This window comes from Micromonospora sp. NPDC047812 (genome assembly GCF_040704175.1).
GTDB lineage: Bacteria > Actinomycetota > Actinomycetes > Mycobacteriales > Micromonosporaceae > Micromonospora.
Genome location: NZ_JBEYRY010000002.1, coordinates 287,375 through 306,137, shown reverse-complemented (window position 1 = coordinate 306,137; position 18,763 = coordinate 287,375). Strand labels below are relative to the sequence as shown.

At 74.6% G+C, this 18,763-nt stretch carries 16 protein-coding genes; 10 read left to right on the top strand and 6 right to left on the bottom strand.

All coding sequences use genetic code 11. The features are described from left to right. Positions 1–97 precede the first annotated feature (97 nt). The gene (locus AB0883_RS09090) at positions 98–760 is read right to left on the bottom strand and encodes a hypothetical protein (RefSeq protein WP_366640737.1); all 663 of its coding nucleotides are present in this window, start codon (positions 758–760) and stop codon (positions 98–100) included. A 23-nt stretch (positions 761–783) separates the two neighbouring features. Between AB0883_RS09090 and AB0883_RS09085 the strand changes: the two genes are divergently transcribed. Together AB0883_RS09085 and AB0883_RS09080 are read left to right on the top strand one after the other, a co-directional pair. After that, positions 784–1,302, top strand: coding sequence for an acyl-CoA thioesterase (locus tag AB0883_RS09085; protein WP_121396503.1), 519 nt, complete (start codon positions 784–786; stop codon positions 1,300–1,302). Between the two features lie 291 nt (positions 1,303–1,593). Continuing rightward, complete coding sequence (locus AB0883_RS09080; RefSeq protein ID WP_366640736.1) at positions 1,594–3,567, top strand: acetoacetate--CoA ligase; 1,974 nt, start codon at positions 1,594–1,596, stop codon at positions 3,565–3,567. A gap of 152 nt (positions 3,568–3,719) precedes the next feature. Here AB0883_RS09080 and AB0883_RS09075 read toward each other — a convergent pair whose 3' ends face one another. Further along, positions 3,720–4,409 (bottom strand): TIGR03089 family protein, encoded by a 690-nt coding sequence (locus AB0883_RS09075; protein WP_366640735.1) that lies wholly within the window; start codon positions 4,407–4,409, stop codon positions 3,720–3,722. A gap of 150 nt (positions 4,410–4,559) precedes the next feature. Between AB0883_RS09075 and AB0883_RS09070 the strand changes: the two genes are divergently transcribed. Together AB0883_RS09070 and AB0883_RS09065 are read left to right on the top strand one after the other, a co-directional pair. After that, a complete protein-coding gene (locus AB0883_RS09070) occupies positions 4,560–5,705 on the top strand; it encodes a glycosyltransferase family 1 protein (RefSeq protein WP_366640734.1) in 1,146 nt (381 codons plus the stop codon). 62 nt (positions 5,706–5,767) lie between these two features. Beyond that, positions 5,768–6,859 (top strand): sugar phosphate nucleotidyltransferase, encoded by a 1,092-nt coding sequence (locus tag AB0883_RS09065; RefSeq protein WP_366640733.1) that lies wholly within the window; start codon positions 5,768–5,770, stop codon positions 6,857–6,859. On the opposite strand, the gene AB0883_RS09060 is transcribed toward AB0883_RS09065, so the two are convergent. Further along, positions 6,828–7,442 (bottom strand): NUDIX domain-containing protein, encoded by a 615-nt coding sequence (locus AB0883_RS09060; RefSeq protein WP_366640732.1) that lies wholly within the window; start codon positions 7,440–7,442, stop codon positions 6,828–6,830. The genes AB0883_RS09065 and AB0883_RS09060 overlap by 32 nt on opposite strands. A gap of 39 nt (positions 7,443–7,481) precedes the next feature. Between AB0883_RS09060 and AB0883_RS09055 the strand changes: the two genes are divergently transcribed. Continuing rightward, entirely contained in the window at positions 7,482–8,516 is a 1,035-nt protein-coding gene (locus tag AB0883_RS09055; RefSeq protein ID WP_366640731.1) for a hypothetical protein, read from the top strand. Between the two features lie 281 nt (positions 8,517–8,797). Then, a complete protein-coding gene (locus AB0883_RS09050; protein WP_366640730.1) occupies positions 8,798–9,802 on the top strand; it encodes a winged helix-turn-helix domain-containing protein in 1,005 nt (334 codons plus the stop codon). A gap of 183 nt (positions 9,803–9,985) precedes the next feature. Here AB0883_RS09050 and AB0883_RS09045 read toward each other — a convergent pair whose 3' ends face one another. Next, the gene (locus AB0883_RS09045; RefSeq protein WP_366640729.1) at positions 9,986–11,074 is read right to left on the bottom strand and encodes a coenzyme F420-0:L-glutamate ligase; all 1,089 of its coding nucleotides are present in this window, start codon (positions 11,072–11,074) and stop codon (positions 9,986–9,988) included. Beyond that, positions 11,071–12,018, bottom strand: coding sequence for a 2-phospho-L-lactate transferase (gene cofD / locus AB0883_RS09040; protein WP_366640728.1), 948 nt, complete (start codon positions 12,016–12,018; stop codon positions 11,071–11,073). Before cofD ends, AB0883_RS09045 begins: the two co-directional genes overlap by 4 nt. A 99-nt stretch (positions 12,019–12,117) precedes the next feature. Here cofD and AB0883_RS09035 point away from each other — a divergent pair, with 99 nt between their 5' ends. From AB0883_RS09035 to AB0883_RS09025, 3 genes are all read left to right on the top strand, one after another. Next, positions 12,118–13,089, top strand: a complete 972-nt coding sequence (locus AB0883_RS09035; protein WP_366640727.1) for a hypothetical protein — start codon at positions 12,118–12,120, stop codon at positions 13,087–13,089. 961 nt (positions 13,090–14,050) lie between these two features. Continuing rightward, the gene (locus tag AB0883_RS09030) at positions 14,051–16,576 is read left to right on the top strand and encodes a bifunctional FO biosynthesis protein CofGH (RefSeq protein ID WP_366640726.1); all 2,526 of its coding nucleotides are present in this window, start codon (positions 14,051–14,053) and stop codon (positions 16,574–16,576) included. Between the two features lie 637 nt (positions 16,577–17,213). Continuing rightward, positions 17,214–17,471, top strand: coding sequence for a WhiB family transcriptional regulator (locus tag AB0883_RS09025; RefSeq protein WP_088980572.1), 258 nt, complete (start codon positions 17,214–17,216; stop codon positions 17,469–17,471). 35 nt (positions 17,472–17,506) lie between these two features. Here AB0883_RS09025 and AB0883_RS09020 read toward each other — a convergent pair whose 3' ends face one another. Continuing rightward, complete coding sequence (locus AB0883_RS09020; RefSeq protein ID WP_089001916.1) at positions 17,507–17,956, bottom strand: metallopeptidase family protein; 450 nt, start codon at positions 17,954–17,956, stop codon at positions 17,507–17,509. A 197-nt stretch (positions 17,957–18,153) separates the two neighbouring features. Here AB0883_RS09020 and AB0883_RS09015 point away from each other — a divergent pair, with 197 nt between their 5' ends. Then, the gene (locus tag AB0883_RS09015; protein ID WP_121396491.1) at positions 18,154–18,522 is read left to right on the top strand and encodes a DUF3499 domain-containing protein; all 369 of its coding nucleotides are present in this window, start codon (positions 18,154–18,156) and stop codon (positions 18,520–18,522) included. Positions 18,523–18,763 lie beyond the last annotated feature (241 nt).

The window sequence follows — 18,763 nt, the reverse complement described above, 5'->3', positions numbered from 1 at the left end:
CGGGTCGGCGGGCGGGCCGGTCGTCCGGCCCGCCCGTGTCCTCACCGGATCCCGCTCCCGCCGCCGCCCGCCGGCCGGCGCGCGTGGGGCCGGCGCGTCACCGGATCTCGGTCGTCGTCTCGTCTTCCGGGCGGTTGCCGGCGCGCGGCGGCGCCGACCAGGGCGAACCCCCGCCGGTGCGGCGCGGCAGCGGCTCCGTCGGCGTCTCGTCCGGGTAGCCGAGGCTCGGCGGGGCGGTGTCCCGGTCGGCCGGCTCGGCCGGCGGCCAGTCGGTCAGCGTGAAGTCGTTGCGCTCCGGCCCCTCGGCGGGCGTCGGCGTCGGCTCGACCACCGGTCGGGGCCACCGCCGCCAGCGCTGCCCGCTGAAGGTGGCCACGACCAGCAGCATGCCGATGAGGAAGAGCGTGCCGTTCTCCACCGGCAGGTGCAGGGGCAGGGGGTCGCCGAAGACCTTCCAGCCGTCCGGGATGCGGTCCCGCACCTCGAAGGGCGCGACGAACATCCCCACGTACGGGGCGGCGAGCAGCAGCCCGGCCACGAGCGGGCCGAGCGGTGACGTACGCAGCGTGCCGAGCAGGCCGAGCAGCACCCCGCCGACGGCGAGGTAGACGGCAGGCTCGATGAGATTGGCCGAGTTCGACGTGCCGATCTCGACCCAACGGCCGACGGTGCCCGCCGACCCGTCCTGCCCGAGGGTGACCAGCACCCACGTGACGGGCGCCACCACCAACCCCGCGAGGAAGCTCCAGAGATGTCGCATCCGCGCACCGTACCGTTTCCGACATGACCGAGCACCCCTCCACCGCGCCGGCCGGCAAGCCGACCTCCTACTCCCGGGTCACCCTGAGCCGGATCATGACCGCGGTCGACGTCAACCTCTACGGCACCGTGCACGGCGGGGTGCTGATGAAGTTCATCGACGACGTGGCGGGGGCCGCTGCGGCGCGGCACAGCGGCGGCACGGCGGTCACCGCGGCCATCGACGAGATCGTCTTCACCGAGGCGGTCCGGGTCGGGGACCTGCTGCACGCGCACGCCCAGGTGAACTGGACGGGGCAGACCTCGATGGAGGTCGGGGTCCGGGTGGTGGCCGAGCGGTGGGACTCGGCCGAGGACGAGCCGGTGCGGGTGGCCACGGCGTACCTGGTCTTCGTGGGCGTCGACCTCGGGGGCGCGCCGCGGGCGGTCCGGCCGGTGCTGCCGGAGAGCCCGGAGGACGAGCGCCGGTTCCGGGAGGCGGAGATCCGCCGCGCGCACCGGCTGGCCCGGCGACGCGCCATCCAGGCCCACCGCGCCGGCTGACACGCCAGCGGCCTCGCGCCGGTGGACACGTCGGGCCCCGCGCCAGCGGACACGTCGCGTCCCGGTGCTGCCAGGCCCCGCTCCGGCGGGCGCGTCAGGGTCGCCGCGCGGGCCTCGGGCGTCAGGACGGGGGCACTTCCCCGCCCGGCCCACACAGGGGCATGGTGGGGCATGTGGGTTCCGCACGTGCGCCGACGGAGGTCGGGTGCGGAGAATGGCGCTCTGAGGTAGGGCAAGATGGCGCCACGGCCCATTTCACAGTGTCGTGCGGGGCCAGGGGAGGGTGGAGCAGTGGGTGACGTGCTGTGGACGCCGCCGGCGGACGTACGCGAGCGGTCCCGGATCGGAAGCTACCTGCGCTGGCTGCGTGAGCACCGGGGGCTGGACTTCGCCGACTACGACGAGCTGTGGCGCTGGTCGGTCACGGACCTGGACGCGTTCTGGCGGTCGGTCTGGGACCACTTCGAGGTGATCGCGCACACCCCGCCGACCGCCACGCTGAGCGGCCGGGGGATGCCCGGGACCAGGTGGTTCCCCGGCGCCACCCTCAACTACGCGGAGAACGTGCTGCGGATGCCGGGCCGGGCCGACGACGACCCGGTGGTCATCGCGCACGGCCAGACCCGGGCGCCGGTCACCCTCACCGCCGCCGAGCTGCGCGAGCAGGTCCGCCGGGTGGCCGCCGGGCTGCGCCGGCTCGGCGTCACCGCCGGCGACCGGGTCGCCGCCTACGCGCCCAACATCCCCGAGACGTACGTGTTGCTGCTCGCCACCAGCAGCCTGGGCGCGATCTTCTCCTCCTGCGCCCCGGAGTTCGGCACCCGCAGCGTCACCGACCGGTGGCAGCAGATCGAGCCGAAGGTCCTCGTCGCCGTGGACGGCTACCGCTACGGCGAGAAGCCGGTCGACCGGCGCGGCGAGGTGGCCGCGATCCGGGCCGCCCTGCCGTCGGTGGAGCACACCGTCAGCATCGCCTACCTCGACCCGGCCGGACCGCCGCCCGAGGGCGCGCTGGCCTGGTCGGAGCTGGCCGCCGACACCGACGAGCCGCTGACCTTCACCCCGGTCGCCTTCGACCACCCGCTCTACGTGCTCTACTCCTCCGGCACCACGGGGCTGCCGAAGCCGATCGTGCACGGCCACGGCGGCATCCTGCTGGAGCACCTGAAGATGCTCGCCCTGCACCACGACCTGGGCCCGGCGGACCGGTTCTTCTGGTTCACCACCACCGGCTGGATGATGTGGAACTTCCTGGTCTCCGGGCCGGCGGTGGGCGCGGCGATCGTGCTCTTCGACGGCAACCCGGGCCACCCCGACCTGGGCGCCCTGTGGCGGCTGGCCGGGGAGACCGGCACCACGTACTTCGGCACGTCCGCACCGTTCCTGCTGGCCTGCCGCAAGGCCGGGCTGGTGCCGAAGGAGACCGCCGACCTCTCCGCGCTGCGCGGGGTCGGCTCGACCGGCGCGCCGCTGCCCGCCGAGGGCTTCACCTGGGTGTACGAGACGGTCGGCGACGACCTCCAGCTCCAGTCGCTCTCCGGCGGCACGGACGTCTGCACCGGATTCGTCGGCGGCGTGCCGCTGCTGGCGGTGCACGCCGGTGAGATCACCTGCCGGGCGCTCGGCGCCAAGGTGGAGGCCCGTTCGGCCGACGGCACCCCGGTCGTCGGCGAGCTGGGCGAGCTGGTGATCACCGAGCCGATGCCGAGCATGCCGGTCGGCTTCTGGAACGACGCGGACGGCACCCGCTACCGGGAGGCGTACTTCGACCTCTACCCGGGCGTCTGGCGGCACGGCGACTGGATCACCATCAACGAGCGGGGCGGCTGCGTGATCACGGGCCGTTCCGACGCCACCCTCAACCGGGGCGGCGTGCGGCTCGGCACCGCCGAGTTCTACTCGGTGGTCGAGGGGCTCGACGAGGTCGTCGACTCGGTGGTCGTGCACCTGGAGGACGACGAGGGCGGCGCCGGCGAGCTGCTGCTGTTCGTGGTGCTCGCCGAAGGGCTGGAGTTGGACGACGCGATGCGGAAGAAGATCTGCCGCGAGCTGCGTACCGCCCTGTCGCCCCGGCACGTCCCGGACGAGATCCACCAGGTGCGGGCCGTGCCGCGCACCCTGTCGGCGAAGAAGCTGGAGGTGCCGGTGAAGAAGATCCTCACGGGCACCCCGGTGGACTCGGCGGCGGCCAGGGGCGCCCTGGCCAACCCGGAGTCCCTCACGGCCTTCGCCACCCTCGCCCGACACCGCACCCCCCGCCCGTAACCCACCCGCGCCCCGACCCCGCCCCCGCCCGCCCCCACGTGTCGATCATGGAGTTCTGGTGGGGGGAATGCGCCGGATTGCCCCTTTCGTGGGGCACCACAACTGCATGATCGACGCGCGAGGGCGGCGCGCGCGAGGGCAGGGGTGGGTGGTCAGGGGAGGGGGTGGGTCACCCGTTCCGTGGTGGCGCGGGTGGGGAGGGTGGAGGGGTCGGCGTTGGCGCAGAGGACCGTGGTGGCGTTGGCCGTCAGCGGGGCGAGCAGCCAGTCGACCGGGTCCGGGTACGTCCCCGTGTCGATCAGGACCCGGTCGCCGCGGCCGAGGCCCCACTCCGCCGCGCGGGCGGTCGCGCGGACCAGCAGCTCCGCCTCGACCGGGCCACCCTTCGCGTACGGGCTGAAGTGGTCGCCGTGCGCGCGTACCTCCGACACGTAGTCGGCGAAGCCGGGCGGCACCTGGCGCATCGGCAGGGCGAAGGGGTCGAGGGCGAGGACGTAGCGCTCGCCCGCCGACCAGGCGTCCGCCTCGGCCACCCGCGTGGCGGCGGCGAAGAGCACGTCCACGTCCCCCGGCGTGTCGGCGACGGTCAGCCCGGCCGACCAGCAGCCGAGCAGCACCGCGGCGGTCTGCCAGTGCGGGGGCAGCAGCACCCCGGCGACGTCGCCGGGGCCCACGGCCACCTCGTCGACGAGCAGGTTGGCCGTCTTGGCCACCCAGTTCGCCAGCGTGGCGCCGGATAGCTCGGTCCGTTCGCCCGTGGCGTCGTCGTACCAGGTCAGCAGCGGTCGGGTCGGGTCGGTCGCGATCGCGTCGGCGAGGACCCGGGCAATGTTGTCGGCCATCGGCGCGAACGATACGCCCCCGGTCGCCGCACTCGATGACAACGACAAGTCGGCGTACGGTCGGGTCGCAGTCAGCGTCCGCGCCGGGCTCCGGCGTAGGCTTGCCGGAGTGTTGTTCCCCACAGGCCCGTCAGTTCAAGGAGTCGCCCCGTGACCGCCGGTCGCCCGCCCCGCGTGCTCATCGACGCCACGAGTGTCCCCGTCGACCGTGGTGGTGTCGGTCGATACGTCGACGGCCTGCTCGGCGCCCTCGGCAAGGTGTGCGGGTCGGGGGTGGAGCTGGCCGTCGTCTGCCTCCGCACCGACCTGGAGCGCTACAGCCGGATGCTGCCCGGTGCGGAGATCATCCCGGCCCCGGCGGCCGTCGCGCACCGCCCCGCCCGGCTCGCCTGGGAGCAGACCGGCCTGCCGCTGCTCGCCCAGCAGGTGGGCGCGCAGGTGCTGCACTCGCCCTTCTACACCTGCCCGCTGCGCGCCGGCTGCCCCGTCACGGTGACCGTGCACGACGCGACGTTCTTCACCGAGCCGGAGCACTACGACAAGTCGCGGCGCACCTTCTTCCGCAGCGCGATCAAGACGTCGCTGCGCCGCGCCAACCGGGTGATCGTGCCGAGCAAGGCCACCCGCGACGAGCTGATCCGGCTGCTCGACGCCGACCCCACCCGGATCGACGTGGCCTACCACGGCGTCGACCACGCGGCCTTCCACGCGCCCAGCGACGAGGAGAAGGCCCGGGTCCGGGCCCGGCTGGGGCTCGGCGGCACCAACTACGTGGCCTTCCTCGGGGCCAAGGAGCCGCGCAAGAACGTGCCGAACCTGATCCGCGGCTGGGCCCGCGCGGTGGCCGACCGGGTGGATCCGCCGGCCCTGGTGATCGCCGGCGGCCAGGGGCACGACGACGACATCGACCGCGCGGTGGCGGAGGTCCCGTCGCACCTGCGGCTGCTCCGTCCCGGCTACCTCCGCTACGCGGACCTGCCCGGCTTCCTCGGTGGGGCCCTGGTGGCCGCCTACCCGTCCTACGGGGAGGGTTTCGGCCTGCCGATCCTGGAGGCGATGGCGTGCGCCGCCCCGGTGCTCACCACGCCCCGGCTGTCGCTGCCGGAGGTGGGCGGCGACGCGGTCGCGTACACCAGCGAGTCGCCCGACCAGATCGCCACGGACCTGGCGGCGCTGCTGGACGACGAGCAGCGGCGGTTGTCCCTGGCCAAGGCCGGTTTCGACCGGGCCAAGGAGTTCACCTGGGAGTCCAGCGCCGAGGTGCACATCGCCGCCTGGAGCCGGGCCCGGTCCTGACCGCCGCGGCCGACGGGCGCGAGAATGCGTCCCCGGTCAGGCGAATCGGGCATGATGTGCGGGTGATCTACGCCGTCATCCCGGCGGGTGGCAGTGGCACGAGGTTGTGGCCGCTGTCCCGCGCCGGCCACCCCAAGTTCCTCCACCCGCTGACCGGCTCGGCCGCCTCGCTGCTCCAGGCGACGGTGGACCGGCTGGGCCCGCTGACCACTGCCGAACGCACCCTGGTGGTCACCGGGACCGCGCACGTGGCGGCGGTCGCGCGCCAGCTCGCCGGGCTGCCGGAGGAGAACATCCTGGTCGAGCCGTCGCCCCGGGACTCGTGCGCGGCGATCGCCCTGGCCGCCGCGGTCATCGCGCGGCGCGACCCGGAGGCGGTGATGGGCTCCTTCGCCGCGGACCACCTGATCGGTGACCCGGAGCGCTGGCGGGAGGTCGTCCGGGAGGCGGTACGCGGCGCTGAGCAGGGCCTGCTGATGACGGTCGGCATCACCCCGACCCGGGCCGAGACCGGCTACGGCTACCTCCAGACCGGTGACCCCGTCGACGGGGGCCCGCTGCGGCCGGTGGCGGAGTTCAAGGAGAAGCCGAGCGCCGAGGTGGCCGAGGCGTACCTGCGTTCCGGGCGGCACCTCTGGAACGCCAGCATGTTCGTCTGGCGGGTCGACGTCTTCCTCACCGAGCTGGCCCGCCAGCAGCCCGCCCTGCACGCCGGGATCGTCGCGATCGCCGAGGCGTGGGGCACCGAGGAGCAGGACGACGTGCTCGGCACGGTCTGGCCGACGCTGCCGAAGATCTCCGTCGACTACGCGGTGATGGAGGGCGCGGCGACCGCCGGCCGGGTGGCGACCGTGCCGGGCGACTTCGGCTGGAACGACGTCGGCGACTTCCACACCCTGGGCGAGGTGCTGCCCGCCGACGCGGACGGCAACGTGGTGCTCGGCGCCGACGCCAAGCCGGGGGTGCTGCTGCGCGACAGTTCCGGACTGGTGGTGGTGCCCTACTCCGGGCGGCTGGTGGCCGCCGTCGGCGCGCACGACCTGGTCATCGTCGACACCCCGGACGCGCTGCTGGTCTGCCCCCGGGACCGGGCGCAGGACGTCAAGAAGGTCGTCGACGAGCTCAAGGAACGGGGCGAAGAGGGGCTCGTCTGAGCGTCGCCAGGGCCGGGCCGACCAGGTGCGCCGTCCCGCCGGCCAGCGGCTCCGGCAGCCGGTCCGGCGGGAACCAGCCCAGCGCCTCGGACTCCTCGCTGACCCGCTCCACCGCGCCGGGCGGGGCGAGCACGGCGAAGCGTACGTCGTGGTGCAGCGAGCCGCCCTGGCAGCTCACCGGGTGGATGTCGACGTCGATCGGGACGGGGTCGATCTGCAGGCCGGCGATGCCGGACTCCTCGCCGGCCTCGCGCAGAGCGGCAGCGGCGAGGGTCCGGTCGGCCGGCTCGCAGTGCCCGCCGAGCTGCACCCACCGCCGGAACTTGCCGTGCAGGCAGAGCAGCACCCGTGACCCGGTGGCGTCGAGCACCAGCGCGCTCGCCGTGACGTGCCCGGGCCGGTGCGCCCGGCTCATCGCCACCGGCCCGGCGGCCAGCAGCGCCACCGTGCGGTCGCGGGCCTCGGCGGCGGCCGGTGCGGTCGGCTCCCACCGGCTCAGCGTCGCGACGGCGTCGGCGTGCAGGGCCGCGTACACCTCGACGTCCGACGGCGTCCGGGAGGCGGCGGTGGGGGAGTCGGCCATGTCGACACTGTACGAGCCGACGCTTCGTACCCTGGCCCGGTGACCCTGCGACTGTTGGAGTTCGTCGTGGCCGGCAACGAGGCCAGCGACCTGCTGCCGGTGCGTTCCGTGCCGCTGCTGCGGGCGCACGGTGCCCGGCGAGGCTTCTGGACGGTGCTGGACGAGGGGCCGGTGGAGCACTGCCTGGCCCTGCTGCTCGAGCTGGACGACGGCCGCTGGGTCGCCCACCACGTGGCCGCCGACGCCGGGGCGGAGAACGGCCGCACGGAGGACGGCGAGGCGCTCGCCCACCACGACGGCTGGGTGTACGTCTTCGGCTCCCACTTCGGTTCGAAGGCGGGGCCGCTGCGCCCGCGACGCGCCTTCGTGGCCCGGTTCCGCGAGGACGACGCGGCGGCGGGCCGCCTGCCGGTGCAGGTGGTGCGCAACCGGTTCCGGCTGCACCGGGCGGTCAACGACGCCCTGCTGAAGGCGGCGTTCACCCCGCTGCCGCCGGGCGAGCGGGTGCGGGCCCGGTTCATCGGGGAGACCGTCGCCCGGGGCACCGCCCGGTCGAAGGGCTGGGTCAGCCGGCTCGTCGCCGACGACCTGCCGCTCAACGTCGAGGCGGCGGCCTTCACGCCGGCCGGTGGCGTCCTGCTCGGACTGCGGTTCCCGGTCACCGCCGACGGCGAGCCGATCCTGGTCGAGCTGACGGGAGTGCCGGGCATGTTCGAGCCCGAGCCGAGTTGGCCGCAGGCGTCGGGGGCGTACGTCCTGACCGGGGTGACCCCGCCCGGCGCGCTGGCCGGCTTCCGGGCGATCACGCCCACGGACGACGGCGGCTACGCGGCGATCATCGGGTCGATCGACGCGCTGGGCAAGGGCTCGGTGCTGCTCGACGACCACCCCACCGGCGGCGACGTCACCTCCCGGCACGTCCGGTTTCCCCCGCCCGGCGACGGGCACCTGGTCCCCGGCGAGCTGGTGGCCGACCTGGCGCCGTTCCACCACGTGGAGGGAGTGGCCGAGTGGGGTGGGCAGAGCTTCTACGTCACCGACGAGGACCATCGGGTGGCGCTCTGGGTCGACTGACCTGCGGTGGACCGGCGGCCGGACGACACCTCCGCGGAACGTGGCCGCAGACCCTCGTGGTGCCGCCCGGTCGCCGGTCTCTCCCCGTCCCCCGGGTGCCCGGTTCCGGGCGCGTCGGGTGACGTGCCCGCCCCCGTGTGCGGGCAGTGAGAGCATGCCGAACGGTCCCCGGGGGCGTCGAGGTCTTTCAGTCCACGCTTAAAGACGGAGATAAGTGCCAGCCAGGTACAGTGCAAACGGTTGCCAGGCATCCCCTCTGCCGGGCGACGCGGGAGCCGTCCATGCTGAAGATCTACTTTTCCGCCGAGGACATCCTCCGGACCCGGGTGGCTCCGGCGGCGGATCCGGTGTGGGAGCTGGTTCTCAGCCTGCACCTGCTGCCCGGCCGTGGCCGGGAACCGCTGCTGGCGGGCTGGCGACACAGTGTGACCCGCGGGCTGCGTGAGGACAGCGGTTCGGCGGGGCTGCGGCTCCTGCTGTCACTCAACCCGCCCCGCGGCTACTTCCCCGACTTCCTCACCCCGTACGACAGCGTGTCGGGGTTCGACGCGGGCATGGAGGCGGTCCGCAGCACCCCCGTGGCGGTGCTGCAACGCGACCTGGCGCTGCTCGCCGCCGGTGGCGCCCCGTCGTCCGGCGCCGGGGCGCTGGCCCGGGGGGAGCCGGACACGCTGCGCGGCCTGACGGGCGCGATGGAGCGGTACCGCGGCCTGGCCATCGACCCGTACTGGCCCCGGATCCAGGCGGCGGTGGAGGCCGACCGCACCCGGCGGGCCCGGGCGCTGCTCGACGGCGGGGTGGAGGGGCTGCTGGCCAGCCTCCGGCCCGCCATGCGCTGGGAGTCGGGGGTGCTGGAGATCCGCGACTACCCGCACAGCCGGGAGCTGCACCTGGGCGGGCGCGGGCTGCTGCTGGTGCCGTCGTTCTTCTGCGCGGCCACGCCGGTCGCCCTGCTCGACCCGGCGCTGCCCCCGGTCCTGGTCTACCCGGTGGACCGGCTCGGCGGCCTGCTGCCGGCCCCCGGCGAGGGCGGCGGCCCCGGCGCGTCGGATCCCGGGCGCGAGGCCCTGGCCGCGCTGCTCGGTCGTACCCGGGCGGCCGTGCTGGCGGCCAGCGACGACGGCTGCACCACCGGCGAGGTGGCCCGCCGGCTGAACATCTCGGCCGCCGCCGCGAGCCAGCACACCACCGTGCTGCGCAACGCCGGCCTCCTGGTCAGCCAGCGCGACCGCAACACCGTCCTGCACACCCTGACCCCGTTGGGGCGGGCGATGCTCAACTCCTGAGCGCGTCCGCGCCCGCCCGGGTGGCGTCACAGCCGGGTCGTGCGCCGACGGCTGGTCGTGGGACCGCGCGGCGCGACAGCCCGGGTGGCGGCGCCGGCTGCCGCCCGGTGGCGGTGCCGGCTGCCGGCCGGTGGCGGTGCCGGCTGCCGGCCGGTGGCGGTGCCGGCTGCCGGCCGGGTGGCGTCAGAGGGCCAGCGCGGCGCTGGCGGTGGTGCCCGGGGGCGGGGGGAGCAGCAGGGAGGCGACGCCCTCGGCCGCCAGGGCGGTGCGGAGGCGTTGCAGGTCGGCGCCGAAGCGGACCAGGTCGGCCGGGCCGGCCGGGGTGGCCGGGGAGCCGAGCACCAGCGTCGTCGCCTCCGCCGGCCAGCCGGGCACCCGGGAGGTCAGCCCGGCGCGGGCCTCCTCGTCGGCGACCAGGTTGAAGACCGTGCCGGGCGCGACCACGCCCGCGACGGTGCCGATCGCCCGGCGTACGGCCGCCGGGTCGGGCGGGGTCGGGTTGGGACCGTCCGGCAGGGTGGCGGCGGCGGCCAGCCCGGCGGCCTTCGCCTCGGCGGTGCCCAGCGAGAAGAGGTCCATCGACGCGTCCCGGACCAGTGCCGACGCACCGTCGCCGTCGTCCGGCCGAAGCGTGGTGAGGTAGCCGCGCACCACCGCCACCGGCATCTGGTCGCACTTGCCCTTGATCAGCTCGCCCGCGCCGGCCAGCTCGTCCACCACCGCCATCTGGGTGAGCTGGAGCTCGTTGCCGTACGGGTCGACCTCGCCCCGGTGGTCGCGGATCGCGTCCATCCCGGCGACGCCGAGCGCCACGTCGGTGAGCCCGTTGCGCCAGGGCCGGCCCATCGTGTCGCTGACGATCACCGCCACGTCCACGCCGTGGCGCTCGCGCAGGGCGGCCCGCAGCGCCCGGGCCGAGGCGTCCGGGTCCTCGGGGAGCAGCACCAGCCGGGTCTTGTCGACGTTCGAGGCGTCGATGCCCGCCGACGCCATCACGAAGCCGTGGTGGGTCTGCACGATCCGGGTCGCGCCCCGGGTGGCCACCACCCGCGCCGTCTCGGCGGCCAGCACCTCGTCCCGGGCGGCGAGCCGCTCGGGCCCGTCCGCCGGGACGTCGACGAGGCGCCCCTCCGCCTTCGAGACGATCTTGCTGGTGACCACCAGCACGTCGCCGTCGCGCAGCCAGGGCGCGGCGGTGGCGATCAGGGCCGCCAGGTCGTCGCCCTCGGACACGTGGCCGATGCCCGGCACCGGCAGGATCTCAAGCCTCACGTCAGCTCCAGCGCGGCGCGGACCATGGCCGCCGTCGCCGCCTCGTCGGTCATCCGCAGCGGTGCCGCCCGGACCGTCACCTCCGGCACCACCGTGCCGGCGTCCTCCTCGGCGACCAGCCAGCCGTCGAGCAGCCCGCCGGCCGACCGGCCGCCGTAGAGCCGGCCCACGCCGGCCGCGCTGCACTCCACCCCCAGCACCGCCAGGCAGCGGTCGGCCATGCCGCGCACCGGTGCACCGCCGATGATCGGCGACACGCCGACCACCGGTGCGGGACCGTCGGCGACCGCGTCGCGCAGCCCGGGCACGGCCAGGACCGGGGCGACGCTCACCACCGGGTTGCTGGGCGCGATCAGCACCACGTCGGCCCCGGCGATGGCCTCCAGCACGCCGGGCGCCGGCCTGGCGGCCTCCGCGCCGACGAAGACGAACCGGTGGGTGGGGACGTCGCCGCGGTGGCGCACCCACCACTCCTGGAAGTGGATCGCCCGCTGGCCGCCGTCGAGTTCCACCACCACGTGCGTCTCCAGCCGGTCGTCGGTCGCCGGCAGCACGCGTACGCCGGGCTGCCAGCGCGCGGCGAGCGCCTCGGTGACCGCGTGCAGCGGATAACCGGCGTTGACCATCGTGGTCCGCACCAGGTGGGTGGCGATGTCCTTGTCGCCGAGCCCGAACCAGGTCGGCTCGGCGCCGTACGCGGCCAGTTCCTGCTTGACCGTCCAGCTCTCGCCGACGCGCCCCCAGCCCCGCTCGGGGTCGGCGCCGCCACCCAGCGTGTACATCACGCTGTCCAGGTCGGGGCAGACCTTGAGCCCGTGCAGGAGCAGATCGTCACCGACGTTGACCACGGCGGTCACCTCGGCGCCGACCTCGCGGGCGTACGCCCGTACGCCGACCAGGAAACGAGCGCCTCCGATGCCACCCGTCAGAACCACGATGCGCATGCCGCCCATCCTCGCGTACGGGCCACCTCCGGTCCGCCCTTGGGCCGGGAGACTAGGCTCACGTCGGCAACTGTCCGCATTCGCCCCGAGGGGGATCCCGTGACCAGCCCCGCCGAGCCCGCGTCCACCGACGCGACGCAGGCCAGCCAACTGACCAAGCCGCTGCGTGAACTCGCCGCGTTCGTGCTCCTCGGCGCGAACGCCGTGTTCCTCTTCGTCGGCCTGATCCGGCTGGTGACGCCGACCGACTACAGCACGTTCGGCGGTCGGGCGGGCAGCGCCTTCTTCGCCTTCGTCGGCGTGGAGTCGGTGTTCCTGCCGCTGCTGGCCGTGCTGCTCGCCACGCACGTGAAGCCCCCGGTGCCGAAGGCGAAGCTGATCACCCAGGCCGCTCTGGGCGAGTACGCCGTCAGCGCGCTCTTCGGCGGGCTGACCTTCCTGTTCTGGACGGTCAACCGGCTGGCCGAGGGCGAGATCCTCGACGCCTTCCTGGGCCTGCTGAGCCGCGTGGCGTGGCTGGCGCTGTTCGCCGTCGCCGCGTACGTCGTGTTCAAGGTCTGGCGCACCCTCTACCACGTGCCGAAGCCGAAGCCGCAGCCCGGCGTGTACGGCCAGCCGCAGCCCGGCTGGCCCCAGCAGCAGGGCGGCTACCCCGTCCCGGGCCAGCAGGTCCCCGGCCAGCAGGTCCCGGGTCAGCAGGTCCCCGGCCAGCAGGGCGGCTGGCAGGCGCCGGGCCCCTACGGCGCCCCGTACGGTCAGCAGCCCGCGCCGTACGCCGGTGCCCCGCAGCCGACCTCGCCGTTCGCCCCGGCCCCGCAGTCGGCGCCCCCGGCCACTCCCGCCCCGCAGTCCGCGCCGCCGTTCGGCCAGCCGCAGTCGTCGCCGCCTTTCGGTCAGCCGCAGAGCGCCCCGCCGTTCGGTCAGCCGCCCTCGGCCGACCCCACCCAGGCGATCCCGCGGCAGTCCGCCGAGCCGGCGGAGCCCACCCAGGCGATTCCGCGTCCCGCCGCCGACGAGACCGACCGCACCCAGCACATCAACCCCGGCGACACCCCCGACGCCCCGCGCTGAATCGCGACGCCGCCCCACCCGAGCGCCCCGCACGGCAACCGTGCGGGGCGCTCGTCGTCCCACCCACCCCACGGCCGTCCGCCCGCCGCACCCGCACTCACCACCGGCTAGCTGTCCGCCTGCCGCACTTCTCCCTCCCACCCACTCCGCCAGCCGCACCCCTCCCTCCACCCACTCCGCCAGCCGCACCCCTCCCTTCCGCTCGCCCGGGTCGCCGTCCGCACCGCTGCATGCCCTGCCACCCGTCCGGCTCGCCGTGACCACCCATCCCGCCGCCCACCGCCACACTCCGCCACCCCCGAGTGCCCACCTCCGCCTCGCGGTACCTCGGTGATCAGGACGGTATGGACGTATCCCGGCCCGTTTTAGGTACATGACGTCCTGATCACCGCGGTTCGTCGGGCAGTGCCCGGCGCGGAGCGGGCCAGCGCGTCCAAAGAGTGGCCGGCAGGGCACGGGGGCGCGCAACGCGCCCGAGGGCTGGCCGCCCTGGCATGGGGGCGGGCCGTCGCGTCCAAGGGCTGGCCGGCGCGGCGCGGGGCGGGCCAGCGCGTCCGAAGGCTGATTGGCACGGCACCGGGCGCACCAGCGCGTCCGAAGGCTGACCGGCACGGCACCGGGCGCACCAGCGCGTCCGAAGGCTGACCGGCACGGCACCGGGCGCACCAGCGTGTCCGAAGGCTGACCGGCACGGCACCGGGCGCACCAGCGCGTCCGAAGGCTGAACGGCGCGGCGCGGGGCGGGCCAGCGCGTGCAAAGGGTTGGCCGCCACAGCACGGGGGCGCGCACCCAGCGTCCAGGGGCCGAGCCGCCCGGCACGGGGGCGGGCCAGCAGGAGCGGTATGGGCAGCCGGACGGGCGGGGCAGTAGGACGGGGGCGGGTGGGGCCGGCGCGGAGGTGCGCTTGTTCACGCCGGTCAGGTTCGCGGGACAGGGCGGATGAGCGCTTAGGCTGGGCGGATGGTTGATCGCACCGTGCCCGGCCCGACCGACGCGAGCGTGCGGCGGGCACTGCACCGGGCCGCGAGCGGGCGGGCGCTCGACGTCGACGAGGCCACCGCGCTGCTGGCCGCCCGGGGCGGGGCGCTGGACGAGCTGCTCGACGTGGCGGGCGCCGTCCGCGACGCCGGCCTGCGCGAGGCCGGGCGGCCGGGCGTGGTCACGTACTCGAAGAAGGTCTTCATCCCCCTCACCCGGCTGTGCCGGGACCGGTGCCACTACTGCACCTTCGCGACCGTGCCGCACCGGCTGCCGGCGGCCTTCCTCGACCGGGACGAGGTCCTCGCCATCGCCCGGGCGGGGGCGGCCCAGGGCTGCAAGGAGGCCCTGTTCACGCTCGGCGACCGGCCGGAGGAACGCTGGCCGGCGGCCCGGCAGTGGCTGGACGAGCGCGGCTACGACTCCACGCTCGACTACCTGCGCGCCTGCGCGGTGGCGGTGCTGGAGGAGACCGGGCTGCTGCCGCACCTCAACCCGGGCGTGCTCTCCTGGTCGGAGTTGCAGCGGCTCAAGCCCGTCGCGCCCAGCATGGGGATGATGCTGGAGACCACGGCGACGCGGCTCTGGTCGGAGCCGGGCGGCCCGCACTTCGGCTCGCCGGACAAGGAGCCGGCGGTCCGGCTGCGGGTGCTCGACGACGCGGGCCGGGTCGGCGTGCCGTTCACCACCGGCATCCTGATCGGCATCGGCGAGACCCCGGCCGAGCGGGTCGACGCGATCTTCGCGATCCGCCGGGCGCACCGCGAGTACGGCCACCTCCAGGAGGTGATCGTGCAGAACTTCCGCGCGAAGCCGGACACGGCGATGCGCGGCATGCCCGACGCGGAGCTGCACGACCTGGCCGCCACGGTGGCGGTGGCCCGGTTGCTGCTCGGGCCGAAGGCCCGGATCCAGGCCCCGCCGAACCTCATCGCCGGCGAGTACGACCTGCTGCTGCGCGCCGGCATCGACGACTGGGGCGGGGTCTCCCCGCTGACCCCGGACCACGTCAACCCGGAGCGCCCCTGGCCGCAGATCGACGAGCTGGCCCGGCGCACGGAGAAGTCCGGCTTCACCCTGCGCGAGCGGCTGACGATCTACCCCGAGTACGTGCGGGCCGGCGACCCGTGGCTGGACCCGCGCCTGCTGCCGCACGTCGGCGCGCTGGCCGACCCGGCGACGGGGCTGGCCGTCGAGGAGGCCCGACCGGTGGGCCGCCCCTGGCAGGAGCCCGACGAGACGTACGGCGGCCGGACCGACCTGCACGCCACCATCGACACGACCGGGCGGACCGGCGACCGGCGCGGCGACTTCGACCACGTCTACGGCGACTGGTCGGAGGTGGCGGGCAAGGTCACCGCCGGGGGCGGGCCGGGGACCGACCGCGACCTGCGGGCGGGGCTGCGGCTCGCGGCCGACGACCCGGCCGCGCTGCTGGAGCCGCGGCACGCCGACGCGGCGCTGGCGCTGTTCGCCGCCGACGGGCCGGCGCTGGACGAGCTGTGCCGGCTCGCCGACGACGTCCGCCGGGCGGCGGTCGGCGACGACGTGACGTACGTGGTCAACCGCAACATCAACTTCAGCAACGTCTGCTACGTCGGCTGCCGGTTCTGCGCCTTCGCCCAGCGGGAGCGCGACGCCGACGCGTACCGGCTCTCGGTGGACCAGGTCGCCGACCGGGCCGAGGAGGCGTGGGCGGCGGGCGCCAGCGAGGTCTGCCTCCAGGGCGGGATCGACCCGAAGCTGCCGGTGACCGTCTACGCCGACCTGGTGCGGGCGATCAAGGCGCGGGTGCCGGGGATGCACGTGCACGCGTTCTCGCCCATGGAGATCGTCACCGCCGCCGCCAAGGCCGGCGTGTCGGTGCGGGAGTGGCTGACCGGGCTCCGCGAGGCCGGGCTGGACACCATCCCGGGCACCGCCGCGGAGATCCTCGACGACGACGTGCGCTGGGTGCTCACCAAGGGCAAGCTGCCGGCCGCCGCCTGGGTCGACGTGGTCGGCACGGCCCACGAGCTGGGCATCCGGTCCAGCTCCACCATGATGTACGGCCACGTGGACCACCCGGCGCAGTGGCTCGCGCACTTCCGGGTGCTGGCGGGGTTGCAGGACCGTACGGGCGGGTTCACCGAGTTCGTGGCGCTGCCGTTCGTACACACGAACGCGCCGATCTATCTGGCCGGCATCGCCCGCCCGGGGCCGACGTGGCGGGAGAACCGGGTGGTGCACGCGATGGCCCGACTGCTGCTGCACGGCCGGATCGACAACATCCAGTGCTCGTGGGTGAAGCTCGGCGACGAGGGCACGGCGGCGATGCTCCGGGGCGGCTGCAACGACCTGGGCGGCACGCTGATGGAGGAGACGATCTCCCGGATGGCCGGTTCCGGCAACGGCTCGGCGCGCACGGAGGAGCAGTTGATCGCGATCGCGACGGCCGCCGGACGACCGGCCCGCAAACGCACGACCGCGTACGGCAGCCCTCGTCCCTGGCATCGACGGGTCGCCTGACCGTCCACACCGGGCATCGTGCTGCACGCCGCCGGCCGGGCCGGGCGCGCGAGCCGCGTCCGTACCGCCTGGTGGGACGAGCGCCGGCCGGTCTCCAGGATTTCTGTCGCAAGTGGAGGGACGACCGGATTCGTCCGGCCAGCAGCGTGTCGGCGGCCCGCCGCGATCCGGGGGGCGCGGTCGCATCGCCGCGCTCTGTCCACATGGTGAGCGGAGCACGGCCGGCGTCTCCGGCTCGACGGGCGGTCCGCGCCAACTCGGGTTAACCTGTGCCCCACCAAGATCAACGGATCGTGGTGGGCGACTTCCGAGCGCCCTCATCGGCCTTCCCCGTCGGGTCGGCGGGGAGGCGCCACGGGAGAAAACTCGGGCAACTCGCCGGAGAGGGCGTTACTCGGCCGGGGTCTGAATCGATAGGGCAGGTTGCGAGGCCGGGTGGTCGGGTGGCCGTCCGGAGTGTTGTCGGGAGGGCGACTCCATTATCAAGTCCGGCTTGACGGCGCACGCATTACACGCGTGTAATTTGAATGGGGTTGTTCGCGCGGAACGCAACAAATCGGGACCGTACGGACAAGCACGCCTTCCGCGTGGGGGGTTGCAGCGGCGATGACGCCGGTGCGCGACAAGGAGGCATCTGATGGACGGCCAGCTTGAGGTGGCCGACCTGCTCGGAAACGCGCCGGAGTGGCAGGAGCGGGCGCTTTGCTCCCAGACCGATCCGGAGGCGTTCTTTCCCGAGAAGGGCGGCTCGACCCGCGAGGCGAAGCGGATCTGCTCGCGCTGCGAGGTGAAGACGGAATGCCTCGAATACGCTCTCGGTCACGACGAGCGGTTCGGGATCTGGGGCGGGCTCTCGGAGCGGGAGCGGCGCAAGCTCAAGCGGCGGGTCGCCTGAGCGTTGCCGGGCCGGGGCGGTGGGGGCCGCCCGGCTCAGGCCAACTCGTCGGGGTCCACCCCGAGCAGATTGGCCACCTGTTCGATGATCACGTCGTGCACGAGATCCGCGAGGTCCTCGCGGTCCATCGCACGGAACTCCAACGGCCGGCGGTAGAGCACGATCCGCGGGGGCACCTCCTGCCGGCCGGGGCGACCCGGCAGCAGCCGGGCGAGCGGCACCTCGCCGTCCTCCAGCACGTCGGAGTCGTAGACGTTGAGGTCCGGCGGGACGTCCTCCACCGCGAACTCGACCCCGGCCAGCTCCTTGGCGAACCGCCGTTCGAGGGTCTCGACCGTGTCCAGCACCAGGTCGTCGAAGATCTCCGCCTTCGTACGCGCCAACGGCACCGTCGCCGGCACCAGCCGCCCGCGCAGGCCGCGCCCGTGCCGGTCGCGGTGGGCGCGCCGGCCGGGGCCGGGGCGGCGGTGTTCCGGGCTCGTCATGAGGAAAGGTTAGCGCCCGCACCGACCTGGCCTGCGGCAGCGCCACTGACGCGGCGCGGCGCGGTCAGCATCTGCGCGAGGTGCTCGCCTGACGGGCCAGCCGACAGGGGGCGACAGGCCGAATTGTGATCACCGTGACGGGCGTGTCGCAACGCGAAGCAGTGCGCCGGACCCGGTAATGGAGATACCCTGCCGCCGTGAGGTCACCACGGCGCTGCTCCCGTAACGGCTGCCCCCGGCAAGCGGTCGCCACGCTGACCTATGTCTACAACGAGTCGACAGCGGTGGTCGGCCCCCTGGCGGCATTCGCCGAGCCGCACACGTACGACCTCTGTGAACCGCACGCCCGGAGCCTGACGGCGCCGCGCGGGTGGGACGTCGTCCGGCACGAGGGCGAGTTCGAGCCCCCGCCGCCCACCACCGACGATCTGGTCGCCCTGGCCGAGGCCGTCCGCGAGGCCGCCCGCCCGGTGGCCCCGCGCCCGCCCGAGGACGACCACACCACCAACTCGACTCCCCAGACGGGCCGCCGGGGTCACCTGCGCGTCATCCCCCCGAACCACTGACCCGCCGCCCCGGCGGAGATCACGGGCGCCGGGGAGGGAAATCCGCGACGGACCCGGCAGCTTGCCGGCCGAGGTGCGGGACCGATGGTCACGCCGGGCGCTGTCGAGCTGACTCGTCTACGACATCACGGCACCGCCGACGGTAGCGGCCAGCCCATCGGCGAGCATGGGGTAGGCGCGCTCACGAGGCGTCCGCGCACCCTCCATGTCGGTCACACCCTGCACGTCGGTGGGTCGGGCA

Bases quoted from the DNA above. Each gene is read 5' to 3' on its own strand.
- AB0883_RS09050 (WP_366640730.1), top strand. From the start codon at position 8,798: ATGCTGAAGATCTACTTTTCCGCCGAGGACATCCTCCGGACCCGGGTG.
- AB0883_RS09085 (WP_121396503.1), top strand. From the start codon at position 784: ATGACCGAGCACCCCTCCACCGCGCCGGCCGGCAAGCCGACCTCCTAC.
- AB0883_RS09030 (WP_366640726.1), top strand. From the start codon at position 14,051: ATGGTTGATCGCACCGTGCCCGGCCCGACCGACGCGAGCGTGCGGCGG.
- AB0883_RS09075 (WP_366640735.1), bottom strand. From the start codon at position 4,409: ATGGCCGACAACATTGCCCGGGTCCTCGCCGACGCGATCGCGACCGAC.
- AB0883_RS09090 (WP_366640737.1), bottom strand. From the start codon at position 760: ATGCGACATCTCTGGAGCTTCCTCGCGGGGTTGGTGGTGGCGCCCGTC.
- AB0883_RS09025 (WP_088980572.1), top strand. From the start codon at position 17,214: ATGGACGGCCAGCTTGAGGTGGCCGACCTGCTCGGAAACGCGCCGGAG.
- AB0883_RS09020 (WP_089001916.1), bottom strand. From the start codon at position 17,956: ATGACGAGCCCGGAACACCGCCGCCCCGGCCCCGGCCGGCGCGCCCAC.
- AB0883_RS09060 (WP_366640732.1), bottom strand. From the start codon at position 7,442: ATGGCCGACTCCCCCACCGCCGCCTCCCGGACGCCGTCGGACGTCGAG.
- cofD (WP_366640728.1), bottom strand. From the start codon at position 12,018: ATGCGCATCGTGGTTCTGACGGGTGGCATCGGAGGCGCTCGTTTCCTG.